Origin of the sequence: uncultured Sphingobacterium sp. (genome assembly GCF_964277905.1) — a bacterium.
In the GTDB taxonomy this organism is placed as follows: domain Bacteria; phylum Bacteroidota; class Bacteroidia; order Sphingobacteriales; family Sphingobacteriaceae; genus Sphingobacterium; species Sphingobacterium siyangense.
In genome coordinates, this window is the sequence record NZ_CAXYKD010000007.1 from 210,147 (window position 1) to 225,888 (window position 15,742).

Annotated in this window: 14 protein-coding genes; 11 read left to right on the forward strand and 3 right to left on the reverse strand. The window is 36.8% G+C overall.

Annotation, left to right across the window (positions count from 1 at the left end; genetic code table 11):
- Window positions 1-16: 16 nt before the first annotated feature.
- The 6 genes from ACHWSC_RS05510 to ACHWSC_RS05535 all read left to right on the forward strand — a co-directional run bounded on the left by ACHWSC_RS05510 (window position 17) and on the right by ACHWSC_RS05535 (window position 9,717).
- Window positions 17-1,519 carry an alpha-L-fucosidase gene (locus tag ACHWSC_RS05510; RefSeq protein ID WP_205400717.1) on the forward strand — a complete coding sequence of 501 codons (1,503 nt, stop codon included), beginning with the start codon at window positions 17-19 and terminating at the stop codon, window positions 1,517-1,519.
- 127 nt (window positions 1,520-1,646) lie between these two features.
- Window positions 1,647-4,178 (forward strand): glycoside hydrolase family 2 TIM barrel-domain containing protein, encoded by a 2,532-nt coding sequence (locus ACHWSC_RS05515; RefSeq protein ID WP_394676077.1) that lies wholly within the window; start codon window positions 1,647-1,649, stop codon window positions 4,176-4,178.
- 207 nt (window positions 4,179-4,385) lie between these two features.
- Window positions 4,386-5,837 (forward strand): hypothetical protein, encoded by a 1,452-nt coding sequence (locus ACHWSC_RS05520; protein WP_394676078.1) that lies wholly within the window; start codon window positions 4,386-4,388, stop codon window positions 5,835-5,837.
- Complete coding sequence (locus ACHWSC_RS05525) at window positions 5,824-7,383, forward strand: hypothetical protein (protein WP_139145010.1); 1,560 nt, start codon at window positions 5,824-5,826, stop codon at window positions 7,381-7,383. Before ACHWSC_RS05520 ends, ACHWSC_RS05525 begins: the two co-directional genes overlap by 14 nt.
- Before the next feature lie 40 nt (window positions 7,384-7,423).
- Window positions 7,424-7,762 carry a hypothetical protein gene (locus ACHWSC_RS05530; RefSeq protein WP_070566777.1) on the forward strand — a complete coding sequence of 113 codons (339 nt, stop codon included), beginning with the start codon at window positions 7,424-7,426 and terminating at the stop codon, window positions 7,760-7,762.
- A 5-nt stretch (window positions 7,763-7,767) separates the two neighbouring features.
- Window positions 7,768-9,717 carry a hypothetical protein gene (locus tag ACHWSC_RS05535; RefSeq protein WP_394676079.1) on the forward strand — a complete coding sequence of 650 codons (1,950 nt, stop codon included), beginning with the start codon at window positions 7,768-7,770 and terminating at the stop codon, window positions 9,715-9,717.
- Window positions 9,718-10,123: 406 nt separating this feature from the next.
- Here ACHWSC_RS05535 and ACHWSC_RS05540 read toward each other — a convergent pair whose 3' ends face one another.
- Complete coding sequence (locus ACHWSC_RS05540; protein WP_394676080.1) at window positions 10,124-10,876, reverse strand: DUF6794 domain-containing protein; 753 nt, start codon at window positions 10,874-10,876, stop codon at window positions 10,124-10,126.
- Between the two features lie 439 nt (window positions 10,877-11,315).
- Here ACHWSC_RS05540 and ACHWSC_RS05545 point away from each other — a divergent pair, with 439 nt between their 5' ends.
- The 3 genes from ACHWSC_RS05545 (at window position 11,316) to ACHWSC_RS05555 (ending at window position 12,624) form a co-directional block, all read left to right on the forward strand.
- Window positions 11,316-11,819 (forward strand): hypothetical protein, encoded by a 504-nt coding sequence (locus ACHWSC_RS05545; RefSeq protein ID WP_394676081.1) that lies wholly within the window; start codon window positions 11,316-11,318, stop codon window positions 11,817-11,819.
- Window positions 11,820-11,979: 160 nt separating this feature from the next.
- A complete protein-coding gene (locus ACHWSC_RS05550) occupies window positions 11,980-12,168 on the forward strand; it encodes a hypothetical protein (protein ID WP_394676082.1) in 189 nt (62 codons plus the stop codon).
- 27 nt (window positions 12,169-12,195) lie between these two features.
- Entirely contained in the window at window positions 12,196-12,624 is a 429-nt protein-coding gene (locus ACHWSC_RS05555) for a hypothetical protein (protein WP_394676083.1), read from the forward strand.
- Between the two features lie 496 nt (window positions 12,625-13,120).
- Here ACHWSC_RS05555 and ACHWSC_RS05560 read toward each other — a convergent pair whose 3' ends face one another.
- Both ACHWSC_RS05560 and ACHWSC_RS05565 read right to left on the reverse strand, forming a co-directional pair.
- Window positions 13,121-13,687, reverse strand: coding sequence for a fasciclin domain-containing protein (locus ACHWSC_RS05560; RefSeq protein ID WP_394676084.1), 567 nt, complete (start codon window positions 13,685-13,687; stop codon window positions 13,121-13,123).
- A 416-nt stretch (window positions 13,688-14,103) separates the two neighbouring features.
- The gene (locus tag ACHWSC_RS05565) at window positions 14,104-14,706 is read right to left on the reverse strand and encodes a hypothetical protein (protein WP_394676085.1); all 603 of its coding nucleotides are present in this window, start codon (window positions 14,704-14,706) and stop codon (window positions 14,104-14,106) included.
- Between the two features lie 89 nt (window positions 14,707-14,795).
- Between ACHWSC_RS05565 and ACHWSC_RS05570 the strand changes: the two genes are divergently transcribed.
- Entirely contained in the window at window positions 14,796-15,161 is a 366-nt protein-coding gene (locus ACHWSC_RS05570; protein ID WP_394676086.1) for a hypothetical protein, read from the forward strand.
- A gap of 69 nt (window positions 15,162-15,230) precedes the next feature.
- Window positions 15,231-15,614 carry a hypothetical protein gene (locus tag ACHWSC_RS05575; protein ID WP_394676087.1) on the forward strand — a complete coding sequence of 128 codons (384 nt, stop codon included), beginning with the start codon at window positions 15,231-15,233 and terminating at the stop codon, window positions 15,612-15,614.
- Window positions 15,615-15,742: the final 128 nt, after the last annotated feature.

A 15,742-nucleotide genomic window follows, 5' to 3' on the forward strand; every position in this document is an offset into this window, starting at 1 on the left:
GTCAGATAAATATCAAATGAAGAAAATTAATACAATTACATTACTGTTATTGGCAGCGGTTTTTCACGCTTCGGCTCAAAATATGATTGCATTACAACCCGGAGAATCAGAATCTGCTATTGTAACCAAAGCTGCCAACGTGATACCGACCCAAAGACAGCTTGATTGGCAAAAGCTGGAAGTGACCGGATTTCTCCATTTTGGGATCAATACCTTCACAAATAAGGAATGGGGTGAAGGGAAAGACGATCCAAAATTATTTAATCCGACGCAATTAGATGCAGAACAATGGGTTAGGACAGCAAAGGAAGGTGGAATCAAACTTTTGATTCTTACCGCGAAGCATCACGATGGCTTCTGCCTCTGGCAAACGAATACAACAGACTATTCGGTTAAAAATTCTCCTTACAAAAAGGGAAAAGGAGATATTTTTGGCGAACTTGCTGCGGCCTGTAAAAAATACGATATGAAGTTGGGGGTATATCTTTCCCCTTGGGATCGACATGAAGCTTCTTATGGGTCAGAAGCTTATAATGATTTTTTTGTTGCCCAATTGAGCGAATTACTGACCCGATATGGTCAGATTGATGAAGTTTGGTTTGATGGTGCTAACGGAGAGGGACCTAACGGTAAAAAGCAGGAATACGATTGGAATCGTTATTATCAGGTTATACGTGAAAAACAACCTGAGGCCGTTATCGCAGTTATGGGACCCGATGTAAGATGGGTCGGTACAGAAACGGGGTATGGACGGGACACAGAATGGTCAGTCGTACCGGCTAGTAATCTAGCACAAAATCAGATAGCTGCAGGATCGCAACAGCAGATGAATATTAAACCGGCCGGAGATATGCGTAATAAAGATCTTGGGAGCAGAGAAAGGATCAAAGAGGCAAAAGGGCTGGTATGGTACCCAGCGGAAACTGATGTTTCTATACGCCCGGGATGGTTCTATCACGAGGAAGAGGATAACAAAGTCAAAAGCCCGGGTAAGTTGATGGATATTTATTTTAATTCGGTAGGGAAAAATGGTGTCTTGTTGCTTAATATTCCACCAACAACTGCAGGCTTGATTCATTCGGTAGATGCTGCAAATTTAAAAAAGTGGAATGACTGGCGCACAGCATTGTTTTCGAAAAATCTTTTAAGCAAAGCTAAACTCCATACTGCAGGCCTCGTTTTAAAAAAATGGAAAAAAATGCCATTCTGGACAACGAAAGATGAAAAAAACAGCATAGCAACTTTTGAATATACCCTACCTAAAGCAACCGCGTTCAACGTTCTTTCCTTACAGGAAACCATCGCTTTAGGGCAACGTGTCGAGCGATTTAATTTGGAGATCTGGCAAGATGGAGTCTGGAGAGAAGTGTCGAAAGGAACTACTATCGGTAACAAACGTTTATTGACTTTTCCGACAGTTAGTGCCCAGAGATTAAGAATCAACATTTTACAATCTCGTCTAAACCCGCAAATAGAACAGCTGGGACTCTATTTCAATGAAAGAGGAGCATTTGAATAGCACATCATGATTTCAGCTTTAATTCCAATCACAAAAGATCTGAATAATTTTATTATGTTATACATAAGTTGTATTTTCGGATCTTCAATTTGTTTTTATGAACAAACTCAACCTTAAAATGCTATAGATGCAAAAAGAATCTAAATCCTATTTATCCATTTTTTCAACCCGAGGACTGAAATTTATACTATGTGCAATAATATCTATTGGACCAAATACTTTATTTGCTCAGGAACGAATAGTAACCATGCTCGAGGATGGATGGAAATTTACAAAACATGATCAGCCAAACTTCGCTGATATCGGATTGATTACAAGCGAATGGCAGACTGTTCGTGTTCCGCATGATTGGGCAATTTATGGCCCATTTAGTGCCAACAATGATAAGCAGCATATGGCTATTGCTCAAGATGGACAAAAGGAAGCATTGGAACATGCAGGTCGGACTGGTGGACTTCCGTTTGTAGGCGTTGGCTGGTATCGTAAAGAATTTGAATTGCCACAAAACGTTCAAAATAAGCGCACGGTTTTACAGTTTGATGGTGCTATGAGCAATGCTGTCGTTTTTGTTAATGGGAAAAAGGTAGGCAATTGGCCTTATGGCTATAATAGTTTTTATTTTGACGTTTCCGAGTATGTGAATCCGGGTCAAAATTTGGTCGCGGTAAGATTAGAAAATAAGTCTGAGTCATCCCGCTGGTACCCTGGCGCAGGATTATATCGAAATGTTCGATTGGAGATCACTGACAAAACAAGTATTGCACATTGGGGCACCTATATTACGACGCCTGAGATCACAAAGGATTTCGCGCGAATTCAGGTTCGGACTGATTTAGCCGGTATAGATCTGTCGAAAGATTCTCTATCCTTAGAAACTATTCTTATCGATAGCCATGGACGCATCGTGGCGAAGAAGAATGATCAGATAGGCAACTACCAGATCCAGCAGATGCAACAGGAATTGTTCGTTGAGAAACCACAATTGTGGGAATTGCAATCCCCCAATTTATATAAGGCTGTCAGCAAGCTCTATCAGAACGGCAAATTAATCGATAAATATCAAACCGTATTTGGAATCAGAAGCATTGCTATGGTACCCAATAAAGGGTTTTATTTGAATGGAAAGCTGACCGTATTTAAAGGAGTGTGTTTGCATCATGATTTGGGGCCTTTGGGAGCAGCTGTAAATGATGCCGCTATTAGGCGGCAGTTACGAATAATGAAAGATATGGGCGTTAATGCCATTCGCACTTCCCACAATATGCCGGCTCCGGAGTTGGTGCAAGCCTGTGACGAAATGGGTATTATGCTAATGGCGGAAAGTTTTGATGAATGGAAAATTCCCAAAATGAAGAATGGGTACAATCAATATTTTAACGATTGGGCCGAAAAAGATCTTGTCAATCTGATACGGCATTACCGCAATAATCCAAGCGTTGTGATGTGGTGTATTGGAAATGAAGTACCCGAACAAGGAAGTCCTGATGGATCTAAGGTCGCGCGGTATCTGCAAGATATTTGCCATCGTGAGGATCCATCTCGCCCAGTTACCCAGGGGATGGACAACCCTGATGCGGTTATAAATAGTAGCTTTGCCTCAACGATGGATGTTGCAGGCTTTAATTATCGTCCATTTAAATACCCCGAAGCCTATAAAAAGTTACAACAGCAGTTAATTCTTGGTACTGAAACTGCGTCTACTTTGAGTTCTAGAGGTGTTTATAAATTTCCCGTTGAACGAAAATCGATGGCAAAATATGACGACCATCAGGCTTCGAGTTATGATGTAGAGCATTGTTCCTGGTCGGATTTGCCTGAAGATAACTTTATCCAGCATGACGATCTTCCTTACGCAATAGGTGAATTTGTCTGGACAGGGTTCGATTATTTGGGCGAACCGACACCCTACTATACAGATTGGCCAAGTCATAGTTCTTTGTTCGGTATTGTAGATCTTGCCGGTATCCCTAAAGATCGATATTATCTTTATCGTAGCCATTGGAACCAGGAATTGCATACACTTCATATTCTTCCTCATTGGAACTGGAAGGGACGCGAAGGACAGAAAACGCCAATTTTTGTTTATACAGATTATCCTGCAGCCGAAATTTTTATCAATGGAAAAAGTCAAGGAGTAAAAAAGAAAGATTTTGATGTTACCTTGGAAAATTCTAACGATAAAAAGGCACAAAATGATTTTATTCGTCAAAAGCGCTATCGTTTGATGTGGATGGATACTAAATACGAACCGGGTACGGTTACGGTAGTTGCCTATGATTCTTTAGGAAATATAGCTGCAAGAGATAGTGTAAAGACGGCAGGTAAGTTATATACTGTACGTTTAGACGTTGATCGGAAACAATTGAAAGCAAATGGAAAAGATATTGCTTTTATCACAGCTACGCTGGTTGATAAACAGGGGAATATAGTGACAGGCGAAGACCGAGAATTAAAATTCAAGGTAAAAGGGCAGGGGGCATTTAAGGCTGTGGCGAATGGAGATCCAACAAGTTTGGAATCATTTCAGAAGCCTTTCATGAAGTGCTTTAATGGTCAATTGGTTTTTCTTGTTGAAAGCAGATACTCTGTTGGGGAAATTATTGCAGAAGTAGAAGGAAAAGGATTGAAGAAATCAAGCGTCAAATTAACGGTGAAGTAAATGATATGTTTCATCCTATAATGCTGTACAATCAGATAATATAGGTGTGTGTATAGATGGAATTTGCTTGTGGGACACGATAATCTCATAAAGGTCTATTAAATATTGTAGAGAATTATTTGACCTAATTAATGCATCAATTAATTATGTTTAAAAAAATGCTTTTGATACAACCTTTTTAATATCTTTGGTGAGTAACTTCATTTTATGAAAAGAGCTATTTTTTACCATTGTGCTCAGCTATTTTTCTTAATTCTAATTTTATTAATTGGAGGATGTTCCAAGAAGGAGAATATTGCGAGCAAAACCGATGAATATATTGATCAGGCAGAAATATTAAATCCTTTGAATCTTGTTGTAAGTGCTGCAAACAAAGATTTAATAGAGTTATCTTGGGATAAGGTGAACAGTTCGCATTTTAAGCCAGTATCCTATGCTATATATGTCGATAATAAACTTGTAGCGAAGGATCTTAGTATAACAAAATACAGCTTAATTAATTTGCTTGGCGATACAAATTATAAGATCCGTGTAATTGCGAGTTCCCAAACGGGAAGAACACAAGAACAAAGCATAGATGCAAGAACTGTTGGAGGCAGCACAACTAACGGAAGTACCTATGTAGAATACAAAATTCATACGCAATCACGTATAACGGGCAATAATAGCATCCGTCTTCTGGAAGATGGTGGACATTTAATCTGTACATTTTTGCAGCATGAGGGTGGAGAAACAAATTTTAAACTGATTGTATATCGTACAAATAATAAAGGCCAGATTATATGGTATCGCTTGATCCAGGATCTAAATTATTATGATTTACCACCACATGTAGTGTTGCCTTCTAAGCAAGATGAAGCTTTCATTATTGTTAAACACGATATTTATGTCATTGATCAGACAAATGGTAAACTGAAACTGGAGAAGCCCGTTTCGATAGATTTGTCTCCGAATGATTACGTTTCATCAGTTCAGTTTGACGCGTCACATAACATGATCATGGGTACAGGTGGGGGAGAGCTGTTAAAGGTTACTACCAGCGACTTTAAAGTTGTTTGGAAACGTAAAAATAGCTCCGTTGGCATTTCTTCAATTCAGTTAGACAATGCGCAACAGATCTATTATAGTTTGCTTGATTCTGAAGCAACAAAAATTAAGGTGCAAAAAACAGATCGGGACGGTAATGTGCTGGCTACTTTTGAGTTTGATGGAAAGCTTCCTGGCGATTACGAACGTCAATACCATATGCCTATTTTACTGAAAGATAAAAATGATATTTTTTATCTCTGGGGTTTTGACTTCTATTCCTATTCGTTAAGGTATGTCAAATTTGATAAGAATGGCAATGTCAAGGCAAAATTGGGTGAGTACGTCAATTTAAAGCCAGCAGGAGCTTTTTTTGATAATGATAACAATATTGTGGTCTATGGACAGCAAGAAGGTGGTGGAATATCCACTTATGGTACTATAAATAAGTATGACAGTGATCTGAAGCTCTTATCGACTTTACAATATCCTAATTTGGAGATGCATATGTTTAAAAATATGACCCAGAATGTTGATAATTCATACAACCTGTTTTTCTATTATATACAAACCTGGTCCTATGAAAATTTGAATTTCATTTATATTAAAACAAAATCAAATGGGCAACTTTAACAAATACCTTTGTCTACTGGGGCTTGTTTTTCTTATGTCGGCCTGTAAAACTGAAAAAAATGAGGTTTTTCCAAGGATTATAAATGAGGCCATCACTAGTGTCCGGGATAAAGAAATTTCAATGACCTATCAGATTTCCAGTCTAGGATATACAAAATCTGGCGTCAGGTACTATAAAAAAGATAATCCCAGTCAAGGAAAAAGTGTTGAAGCTGTTCGTGAAGGCGATATGTTTCGACTCACATTGAATGAACTGGATTCCGAATCTACTTATATTTTGGTGCCTTACATCGAGTATAATGGCAACACAATAGAATCTGAGCGTAAAACTGAAATAACCACAACTGCTCCATTCCCAGAAGATTTTACGCTCTTTTGGCCAAATACAGAGGCAGAGTATGATGAAAGGGGCCAGTTTAGGACTGTGGTTGAAGGGAAGAATCTTAATAATATTAATCTGAGGGATATTAAATTTCTATTTGGAATGGACACGCTTCACATGAACTATCCCATTGCAACGAAAAATGGAACCTATCAGATCAGTCTAACGGGTTATTATCCGTATAGAGACGGCAATTATATGTTGCGCGTGATTTATAAAGAGAAAGAGATCATTGGTCAGGCTATTGATTTTATTTATAAGGGAAATACATTGGCCATAGGACTGAAAAAGACGAACTGGAGAACTAATTATCCTTCTATCTGCAATGATCAAATCTATTATTTTTGGAACAATTCTGTTTCACATTTTGATCCTGAAACGAGCCGGTTGCAGAATATTGCTCATATTCCCGATACGATGGGGGTTATTCCGCCAAAGTCCGTATCCATTGGAAATCGAATATTTTTTCTTGCACTGCCAGTTAGCCATATTTTGCCTTCGCTAGAGCCGGACCTTTTCAATGGTTATGAGTTGTTTTGTCAAGCTTTTGACATTGAAAAACGCGAATTTTCAAAGTACTATTTTAGCCGGCCCCAACTTAAAGAATCGCACGGTTATAGTAATCATAGTATCTTTGTGCACAATAATGCGGTCTACCAAACGTATACACTTACAGTGAATTCTCGTGGAATAAAGAATATTGTCGCCAAATATAACCCGACAAAAGATAAATTTGAGGAGATCGCCACTTTCGATACTAATTTTTCCAGTGAATGCTTTGTCTCAGTTAAAGGCAGATTATATGCACTTGGAGTTTCAAATGTATTTGACCAAGGTTTCAATATCGGGTATACCTTAACGATATATGCTGTTGACGCGAACACATTTAAACTTACAGAATTATATCGTGTCGGAACAACAAATCAAACCTATCCTTATGCGCCTGTCGGTGCCATAAATTTTAATGGTGATATATTACTGGCATTGGACGTCAATAATTTTATGATGTACAACATAGTAAAAAACACGCTAAGTCCTATCTATTTAAGTATTAATGGAAATCATATGTATTTTGGCGGAATGTTCACTTATAAAGACAAGTATTACCTCAATGCTGATATTAACTTTTTAGAAGGCTCAATTTATGAAATGTCTATCCAATAACAACTGTATATGCTGGTTTATAGGAGTTTTATTAGTCTTTATGAGCTCCTGCAAAAAGGAAACCGTATATAACGAAATAGATGCTTTTGCAGATATTCAAAATAAAGTTACTTTAGATAAAGGCCAGTACATACTGTCTTTTACACTTGCTTCGTATCCATATAGTAAAGTTGAAGTATATGTACACGATGATCTTGCTGTTATGTACAAACAGACCGGAGGAAAAATCTACAATGCCGTGAGTCAAAATAACAATAAGTATAGTGTGTTCTTTTCCCCTTTAGAAAAATCGAAAAAATACTATTATCAACTGATTGTTAACGACAGCAACGGGAATTCAGTGCGTTCAGCAATATTTAATTTTACAACTCAACCTTAATATCCATGTATAATAAGTCTACATTATTTTGGTGTTCATTTCTTTGTGTTTTTTTTGAAAGCTTTTTATTTGTAGCCTGTTCAAAGAAGGAATACCAGGATGTCCTGAAAACAGTATATGAACCTAAGGCCGAGCCCACTGAACTATATGACGAATTCACCGTCCAGCTAAAGGGTAGCGCCTTACAAAAAGGGGAAACAGGTACATGGAGTATAACAAAAGGAACTGTAGTGGAAGATTATGTGAAAATCGACGATCCTAATAACCCTAATTCGTTTTTTAGGGGAGTGCCTGGAGAGGAATATATCCTTACCTGGACGGTAAAAGGTAGTGGTAATAGTAATACGGCCACAGTCGATGTTAAAATACCCGAGTTACATATCGATATTAAGGAAAATACACCTTCATCTTTTAAGACTATACTTCATTTCGCCGTGGATCCGAAATATAAAGGTAGATGGTCTATCGATAAAGCTTATGGTCATCTACATAGCACATACCACGATGGTTGGGCCAGACCGGTAGAAGAAAATCCAACCATTGAATTGCATGGTTATTCCAATACCAGCTATCAAGTTACCTATACGATGACTTATGCTGGGAAAAATTATCAGTTTACCAAAAAGGTACAGACTGGCGAATATCAAGAAGACGAGGCATTAAATGAATTGCAAATGGGGCGCGGTGGGCGTGTTGTTGAAGATAAGGATGGACATATTATTGAAATGAATATGCAGGCTTCAGCTATCGCACATCGTTTTAATGAACCAGATTTCTTTCCAGCGCTTAAAGCCTTTAAATATCTAAGGAAGCTTATTTTAGGTGGATCTTCATTGAAAGATGTCCCTACTATTTTTGGCGATCATTATCTTGCCCTTGAAGAACTTAGTCTAGACAGAGTTGGCTATTATCTTACTATTCCTGATAATTTTGGCAATCTGACCAAACTGAAATCATTTCACCTGACACCGATGCGAAGCCCTGAGTTGGGATATACCGTGGTTTTGCCAAAAACTTTTGGAAATTTAAAGTCGCTCGAAACCCTTATTATGCGGTATGTCGGCGATGTAGACTTCAACGGCACGTTGAGTAAACTGGTCAATTTAAAACACCTCGATTGTTTTGTTACCCAGCTTCCTTCAGATTTTGGAAACTTGACCAAATTGGTGTCTACGGAAATTCTCGCGCAACAGGCTTATATCCCATCAAGTTTGAGTCAATGCCGTAATTTGAGGTTTGCACGTTTTAGTTTTGTTTATCCGGGATCATCACCAGTTACCTTGCCTTCGGATATCGATAATTTGACTAAGTTGGACACGCTTGAAATTTACGGAGAAAGTAGGCTTCAGCAGCTGCCACAATCTTTTGGTAACCTCAAGAGCTTAAAACAACTTTGGATTCAAGGAGAAAGCTTGCAATCTATTCCTGATAATATTGGGAACTTGTCTAATCTTAGATTCTGGTTAGTGGGCGGTAATTTTAAAACTTTACCGGCTTCGATAGGTAACCTTAAAAAATTAGAAGATCTTTGGCTATCCCCTTCTGTAGAGAAGCTTCCAGATGAGTTCGGCGGATTAAGTAGTTTATCCTATCTGAATATGGAGAATAGTAGACTGACAACTCTACCGGAAACATTCGGAAAACTCAAGAGCCTGAAGGAAATCAATGCAAGGGCATCTTCGATTACTGATTTTCCAAGCAGTTTTGGACAATTGGACGGTCTGCTAAAACTGGATTTCAATTATAGTAAGCTCAAGAAATTTCCTGTAGAGATTTGTGCTTTGAAGGCCGTGAATAACGTTATTTTGAACGGTACAAATTTGGGTCGACTTCCCGATGAAATTTATTCCATGCGCTCAGGTGTGATTTTTACGCTATATCAATGTTTGAATATGGACTATGATCAATTAAAGGAAATCACTGCGAAAAGAGATGGTCTTGTATTTTATTACTGATAAGCGGATCATGATTGCCTGTAAATATGTTAATTTTTAAGGCATGGCCCACAGGAAGTAAACATAAAGTCCGATAGCACAGGGTGCTCCAGATGAATATTTACAGAATATTTTTGGACGGAAACAAAGGGGTATAACGTAATACTATTCAAGCTTAATGAAGTTTCAAAAATTTCTTTTCGGACGATCAATTTTGGGTAAATTCCAAAAGAATAGAATAAAATGATAAAGGAGCTGACCACATGATCATCCTTTTTTTGGGAAGTATTATAAGGATAGCGAATGCGAGAAATAAAAGAATTTTAATAACCGGAAAAACAAACGGTACTAGGCCATCAAAATTCACACAAAGCCCAAAAACTGTTAAAAATAAAATTGGTAATACGATTAGTATTATTGAAAAGATTTATGGAGTCCAGTACTTTTTATAATACTCTAGCTGCGATTTTACATCGAGATCTTTCCCCTTTAATTTCCTATAATAACTTGTTAATATGATGCCAGACATGTCGTCAGGATGCCTTATTCCCCTTTTATTGAAATATGCGGAGAGCCTTGAACCTCCCCAGAGGCCCCAATTATTTCTCATCCACATTCCAAATCCGAAATGTGAGCCGGCCATAAACTCTGACTCTGTCATTTCTCTTACTTTATTTTTGGTGCTATCATCCCAGAACGAGTCTATTTGGACAAAACAATCGTCAAGGTTTTTCGGGATATAAATACCGGCAATTGTGTCCGCATTCATCCGCTGTCTGATTTCCTTTTTCAATTTGTTTTCCTTCAGTTTGAATACCTTCAGGAGAGAATCTTCTTTTACATAACCCGCTGAGAGTAGCTGTTTATAGTATTCCAAAATCACATCTTTTTTAAAGTTGTGGATTCCTTTATTATTTAAATATGTAAATAATGGAGATTTTCCAGTCGAAAGGAGCGAGTCAATCAATTCAAATTCACTTTCAAGTTCATTTTCGGTTAATTCACTTAACTCTACTTCATCACTATACTTGATTACGTTTTTTAGGCTATCCGAAACGTTAAGATTTAAGAATGAGGCTGTTTCTTTCAGATTTCTAGGAAGGGAGTTTTGAGCAGAAGCAGAGGGCAGTGACCAAACAACTGATATAAGTGCAAGCAATATAAATCTTAGGGTGGCCATATTATTGGTGTAAAACAGTTTTAAATTCAACTAATTAGATCTAAACAATTCTTGAACTAATTTAAGAATTTATTCTTTTCTAACAGCTGTCAACTTAGGTAACGTTAGACAAAAAATGTAATATGCTCTCAACTCGTTATAGGACTTAAGTGATCAATTTAATATTAACGAATCAGAACTTAGAAAACGGCTGGTCGCTTTCTTATCCTACTTGAACAAATACTATTGTAAATAGCTAGAAATAAAACCGCTCGGCCAATGGTTCAGTATTTTAATCCGCTGTACTCAAATTTGACACCAAGAGGAAGTAGGATTAAGGTCAAAAACACCACTTGGGATCATCGCCAATTATACTTTTCACCATTCACAAAATATTTATTATTTTTAAATTATCGTTAAGCCTATTATGAAATATATCCTTGTATTTTTGATAAACCTGATGATACTATTAACAGCCTCAGGTAATAATAATCGGTCATTGGATGTTAATTTCCAAAATCAAGAAAAGAATGAGGTTTCCAGCGGTGATCAGGATACAATTCTTCCCACTGGTTGGTACTTTGTTCTAGAAGAAGGTGACCCGAATGCTATCGCAAAGCAGCTGGATAAATCCACCGCAATCTTATTTCTACACCCCGTTCCTATTCTGACAGTTTCAAATTTTGAATCAGTCACGATAAGTGAAAATGCTACAAAAGATAAAACCATTGCTATGCAATTTGATGAAATTGGAACTCTGAAATGGGCGGCGGCAACTGAAAAAGCGAGTCGGAACAGGGACCGTATAGCTTTTATTGTGAATAATGTGCTTTTAGATGCACCAGTTGTAAATGTGCGGATACCCAATGGTGTATCGGCAGTCAGTTGTGGCGGATACTATTCTGAAAATGAACTCGAACAATTTAAAAAAAGAATCGAGAATGAGATGTCAGCAAAAAAGTAATCGCAACGCTCATTTACCAGAAATAGATAATGAAGATACCAATTAGGTTAGGAACATATTTTGTAATTAATTTAGGCGATTATTATGTATTTGGACGAATCGTCGAAGATTATATTTTTGTTTTCTTTGATTTTAGATCAAAATTACAACTCCTTTTTTCGTGCAGGAAACAGGCAATGATGATTTATGTTGGATCGACTATAATGGTAAAAGAAATCAGGTGACTAAGGCTGACTGTTTTGGGCTTGAAAGATTGGCGACTTGGAATGCGATCCATGTAGAGCAACGTATCAGGGATCACTATGATGGAAAACCCAATATGTATCTTTTGGGATTAAAGTTGAGATAGATTTCATTATCCTTTGTAATTAAGTAAATGGCTAGCAAAATAATAAAGAGGAAGATTATTTTAACACAATCTGAATTATTTAAAGATAATATAATGATAGATTTGGATGATGCTCATCTTGATCTACATAACGACTATGACTGCATTAGATTGGTATACAACCGAACATATAACGAATTTCGCCTTACTTTTAAACGTGTCACTCTAGAAACTGATGTTAACTATAATCAAGTTGATGTAGTGTTTATTGACGCCGTTATGGATACTTGCCTATTTGTTTTTGACGAAGATGTTTTCGATGAATTTAGGACTATAGACCAGTTGTATCGAGGTCGGTTTGAAAATGGTGATAAGCTGGCTGAGTTTGATGGTTCAGGGAGATCGTTGTACTATATAAGTTTTTATAGCGGGTTAGAATTAAAAGTATTTGCAATGGCATTAGAAGTTGAGTTATAGTATAGCTTTCGTTTCTCCATTTCTAAATCATGTATGTCTTCATTTACGATAAATACAATACAATGCCTGACCATTTGCGTTACTGTCATTTTTCCCAAAAGAGCATCGCTGTCCTCGTGTAATAAGTTAATTCTTTCGATGACCGCTTCTCTTATGTTTTTCTCAAATATTGATTTCATATTAAGAACATTTATCTATTCTATCTGGATTTTGATCATTGGCTGTCTTACAAATCTAGGAGATTTGTTCTTCGATCGACTTTGCATAGGATAAGAAATAGAACTGCATATATAACGCATTGCATCTCGTTGATAGTCTGATAGACAGGATAATTTTTCGAATAAGATATTTTGAAAGCGGATTTTTTGCCCGGGATGCAAAGAATAAAACGAGCAATGTTAACATTACTCGTTCTATCATGATTGACACTTCTTTGCTGTGAATAAAATCATTGAATTTGTCCTAAAATAAATAGGTGATTCTATGGCAACAATATTTAGGGCATTAATACAGCGTCTATTACATGGATTACCCCATTTGATTGATTAACGTCCGCAACTGTTACTTTTGCGCTGTTACCTTTTGCGTCTTTTACATATACATCGTTCCCTTTCATCCAAAAAGTAAGGTTGCCACCTTGGACTGATTTGGTTATATAGGTTCCTTTACCATCCTTAATCGCTTTGATGATCTGCGCGGCACTCCATTTTCCAGGAATCACGTGGTAGGTCAATATTGATGTTAATTGAGCCTTGTTTTCTGGAAGCATTAAGTTATTTAGGGCCTCTTTGGGGACTTTAGCAAAAGCGTTATTGGTAGGAGCCAAAACAGTAAAAGGACCAGGTCCCTGTAAGATTTCTACAAGGCCAGCAGCTTTTACTGCAGCGACCAGAGTCGTGTGATCTTTAGAATTGACTGCATTCTCAATAATGTTTTTGGAAGGATACATCGGTGCACCACCTACCATAACAGTTTTTTCCTTTGTTTGAGCCTGGCCCATGTAAGTGCTTCCCAATAATAATGCTGCAGAGGCAGCCGCCCATAAGATTGATTTAATTTTCATGATCTTTATTTTTTATCTGTTATTTAAAAGCTTTATATGATCATTTACGATGAAATTGATTACTTGGATTGCAGTGAAGAATAAAATTTGTAGATCGTAGCTTAGTGTACTCTGTAAGTTCCAATTGAACTTCAAAAGTAAGTATAGGTAATCTTCTAGAAGTTGAAATTCATTCACCAAATAAATTTGGAGTTCAGTATCAGAGAAAATCTACAATACTTTTTTAGAATATAGCTACCCTTTAAATTATTGTATTCTTCTGCGAAAAATAATCCGATAAAATCTTTATTAGCGTTTCTTATATTTAGCTTCACTCCTCTATGAAGCGTATCGATGATAGGACAACCCTTATAGTTTGCTTTCTTTATTGCTTGTTTGTATTCAGTGACTTAGGTGTGAGGTTTTTACTTAATCGCTTAAGCTATCCAGGTATAGTCGCGTTTTATTACCTTCCATTTCCCATTTATTTTTTCTAGGACAAAATCATAACCCTGACCGCAAAATCCCCCACATACGTAGTCTAATGATACAAATGCTTTTTTGTGATCATGGGACAAGATGGGCAAGTGAAATGTATATCTTGACAGAAATTGCTCCGTCGTTTCTGTTTTTTTATGGTATGCAACGTTATATTTCTTTTTGATTTGTAATGGAATAAATATAGTATCCCTTCCTTTGACCTGATTGAGATAGCCTATAGAGTCTTGCTGGCTATGGCCTACTAAGCCCAGCAATTTTTGGATCCTCAGACCGTCAGGCATAAAGTTTTTGTCGTAGGCATTATATAGCGAGTCCTTGATGAACCATTGGTGAATATAGGCCATTGGTTTATTAGTTTTAGCTACTTCATTTGAAATGGAGTTATAGGCAATTATAGCATCCAAAATTTCAGCATAATCATCTTCAACAATTGCATAATCAAATGCTTGTTTTTGGATTTTGACTGGTACCTGTTTTTGATCATTGCTTTGGCATGCTATGATGAAAAATAAAAATGGTATTAAAAAGCGTACTTTCATAAATCAATCCAATGGTTTAAAAGATAATGCCAAAATGATTTCTTTTCCATAGTACAATTTACTAAATTCATACATCAGGTTTTTTATTTATGCTACAGTATTTAACAGACGATCAAATCAGAACAAGGCTTAGACTGGGAAAATCTGTAGAGCAGTGGCTGGATGATGTCCAGGAAGATGATTATACCATTCTTAAATGGTTAAGTATTGATAAGGAAAACGATGAAAGTTTTTCTGTCGCCTATTTTGAATGCTTTGATGAGGGGAATGAAGATTTCATGGATATCTATGCGTTTTCATTGATTGATCCTGATGAACCTTTTGGCGTAATTCATACTTTTCCTTCAATCGTTGATGCGTTAGAATTCGCCACATTCACCTATAAAGCATCTTCTTATAGATATATTTCCACGGGAATGATTCAGGAAGAATATAGGGATTATATTAAACGCTAATTTTATCATCGTATTCAAGTTCTATTGATTAAAGTGGGAGGAAAGCAAGGAAGTTGTTCCAATGTAATAATGATGAAAGACCAAGATTTATTTATTAAGGAATTGATCGATTTGTTTCCGAGTTTGGAAGAGGAGCTTTCAGATGAAGATTACAGGGCGTCTATTACCTTTCAAATGGGTTGTTTCAAGCGATTTATGCAGGAAGTGATAGCTAAAAATGATGGAGATAAGTTTGATGCTATGGTAAATTTTTTAACGAAAAATTTGCCTTTAGTTGATCAGCGAGTTCAAAATGCCATTTATCTAAGTTTTTTAGGCAAATTAGATTTTGCTGAAAACCCCGATTTAATAAAACGCTTAGGGCAGCTTTTAGGTAAGGCCTATACTGATATAGAAGATTATAATAATTCTCCAGCTCGTGATAAGGTAAAGAACTTCTTGAATAAATTTTGATGTTCTTGCTACAGGTAAATACTTGAAGTTGGCACTTGAAAGATGTAAATGATACTCAAAAAAGAAACAGTCACAACACTAAGTAAGAAGTTATCGTTGCCTTATACAGGTACGGAGCAGGACTGAGA

Excerpts from the sequence above, each read along its gene's own strand:
- ACHWSC_RS05510 (WP_205400717.1), top strand. The coding sequence starts at position 17 with ATGAAGAAAATTAATACAATTACATTACTGTTATTGGCAGCGGTTTTT.
- ACHWSC_RS05515 (WP_394676077.1), top strand. The coding sequence starts at position 1,647 with ATGCAAAAAGAATCTAAATCCTATTTATCCATTTTTTCAACCCGAGGA.
- ACHWSC_RS05520 (WP_394676078.1), top strand. The coding sequence starts at position 4,386 with ATGAAAAGAGCTATTTTTTACCATTGTGCTCAGCTATTTTTCTTAATT.
- ACHWSC_RS05525 (WP_139145010.1), top strand. The coding sequence starts at position 5,824 with ATGGGCAACTTTAACAAATACCTTTGTCTACTGGGGCTTGTTTTTCTT.
- ACHWSC_RS05530 (WP_070566777.1), top strand. The coding sequence starts at position 7,424 with ATGAGCTCCTGCAAAAAGGAAACCGTATATAACGAAATAGATGCTTTT.
- ACHWSC_RS05535 (WP_394676079.1), top strand. The coding sequence starts at position 7,768 with ATGTATAATAAGTCTACATTATTTTGGTGTTCATTTCTTTGTGTTTTT.
- ACHWSC_RS05540 (WP_394676080.1), bottom strand. The coding sequence starts at position 10,876 with ATGGCCACCCTAAGATTTATATTGCTTGCACTTATATCAGTTGTTTGG.
- ACHWSC_RS05545 (WP_394676081.1), top strand. The coding sequence starts at position 11,316 with ATGATACTATTAACAGCCTCAGGTAATAATAATCGGTCATTGGATGTT.
- ACHWSC_RS05555 (WP_394676083.1), top strand. The coding sequence starts at position 12,196 with ATGGCTAGCAAAATAATAAAGAGGAAGATTATTTTAACACAATCTGAA.
- ACHWSC_RS05560 (WP_394676084.1), bottom strand. The coding sequence starts at position 13,687 with ATGAAAATTAAATCAATCTTATGGGCGGCTGCCTCTGCAGCATTATTA.
- ACHWSC_RS05565 (WP_394676085.1), bottom strand. The coding sequence starts at position 14,706 with ATGAAAGTACGCTTTTTAATACCATTTTTATTTTTCATCATAGCATGC.
- ACHWSC_RS05570 (WP_394676086.1), top strand. The coding sequence starts at position 14,796 with ATGCTACAGTATTTAACAGACGATCAAATCAGAACAAGGCTTAGACTG.
- ACHWSC_RS05575 (WP_394676087.1), top strand. The coding sequence starts at position 15,231 with ATGATGAAAGACCAAGATTTATTTATTAAGGAATTGATCGATTTGTTT.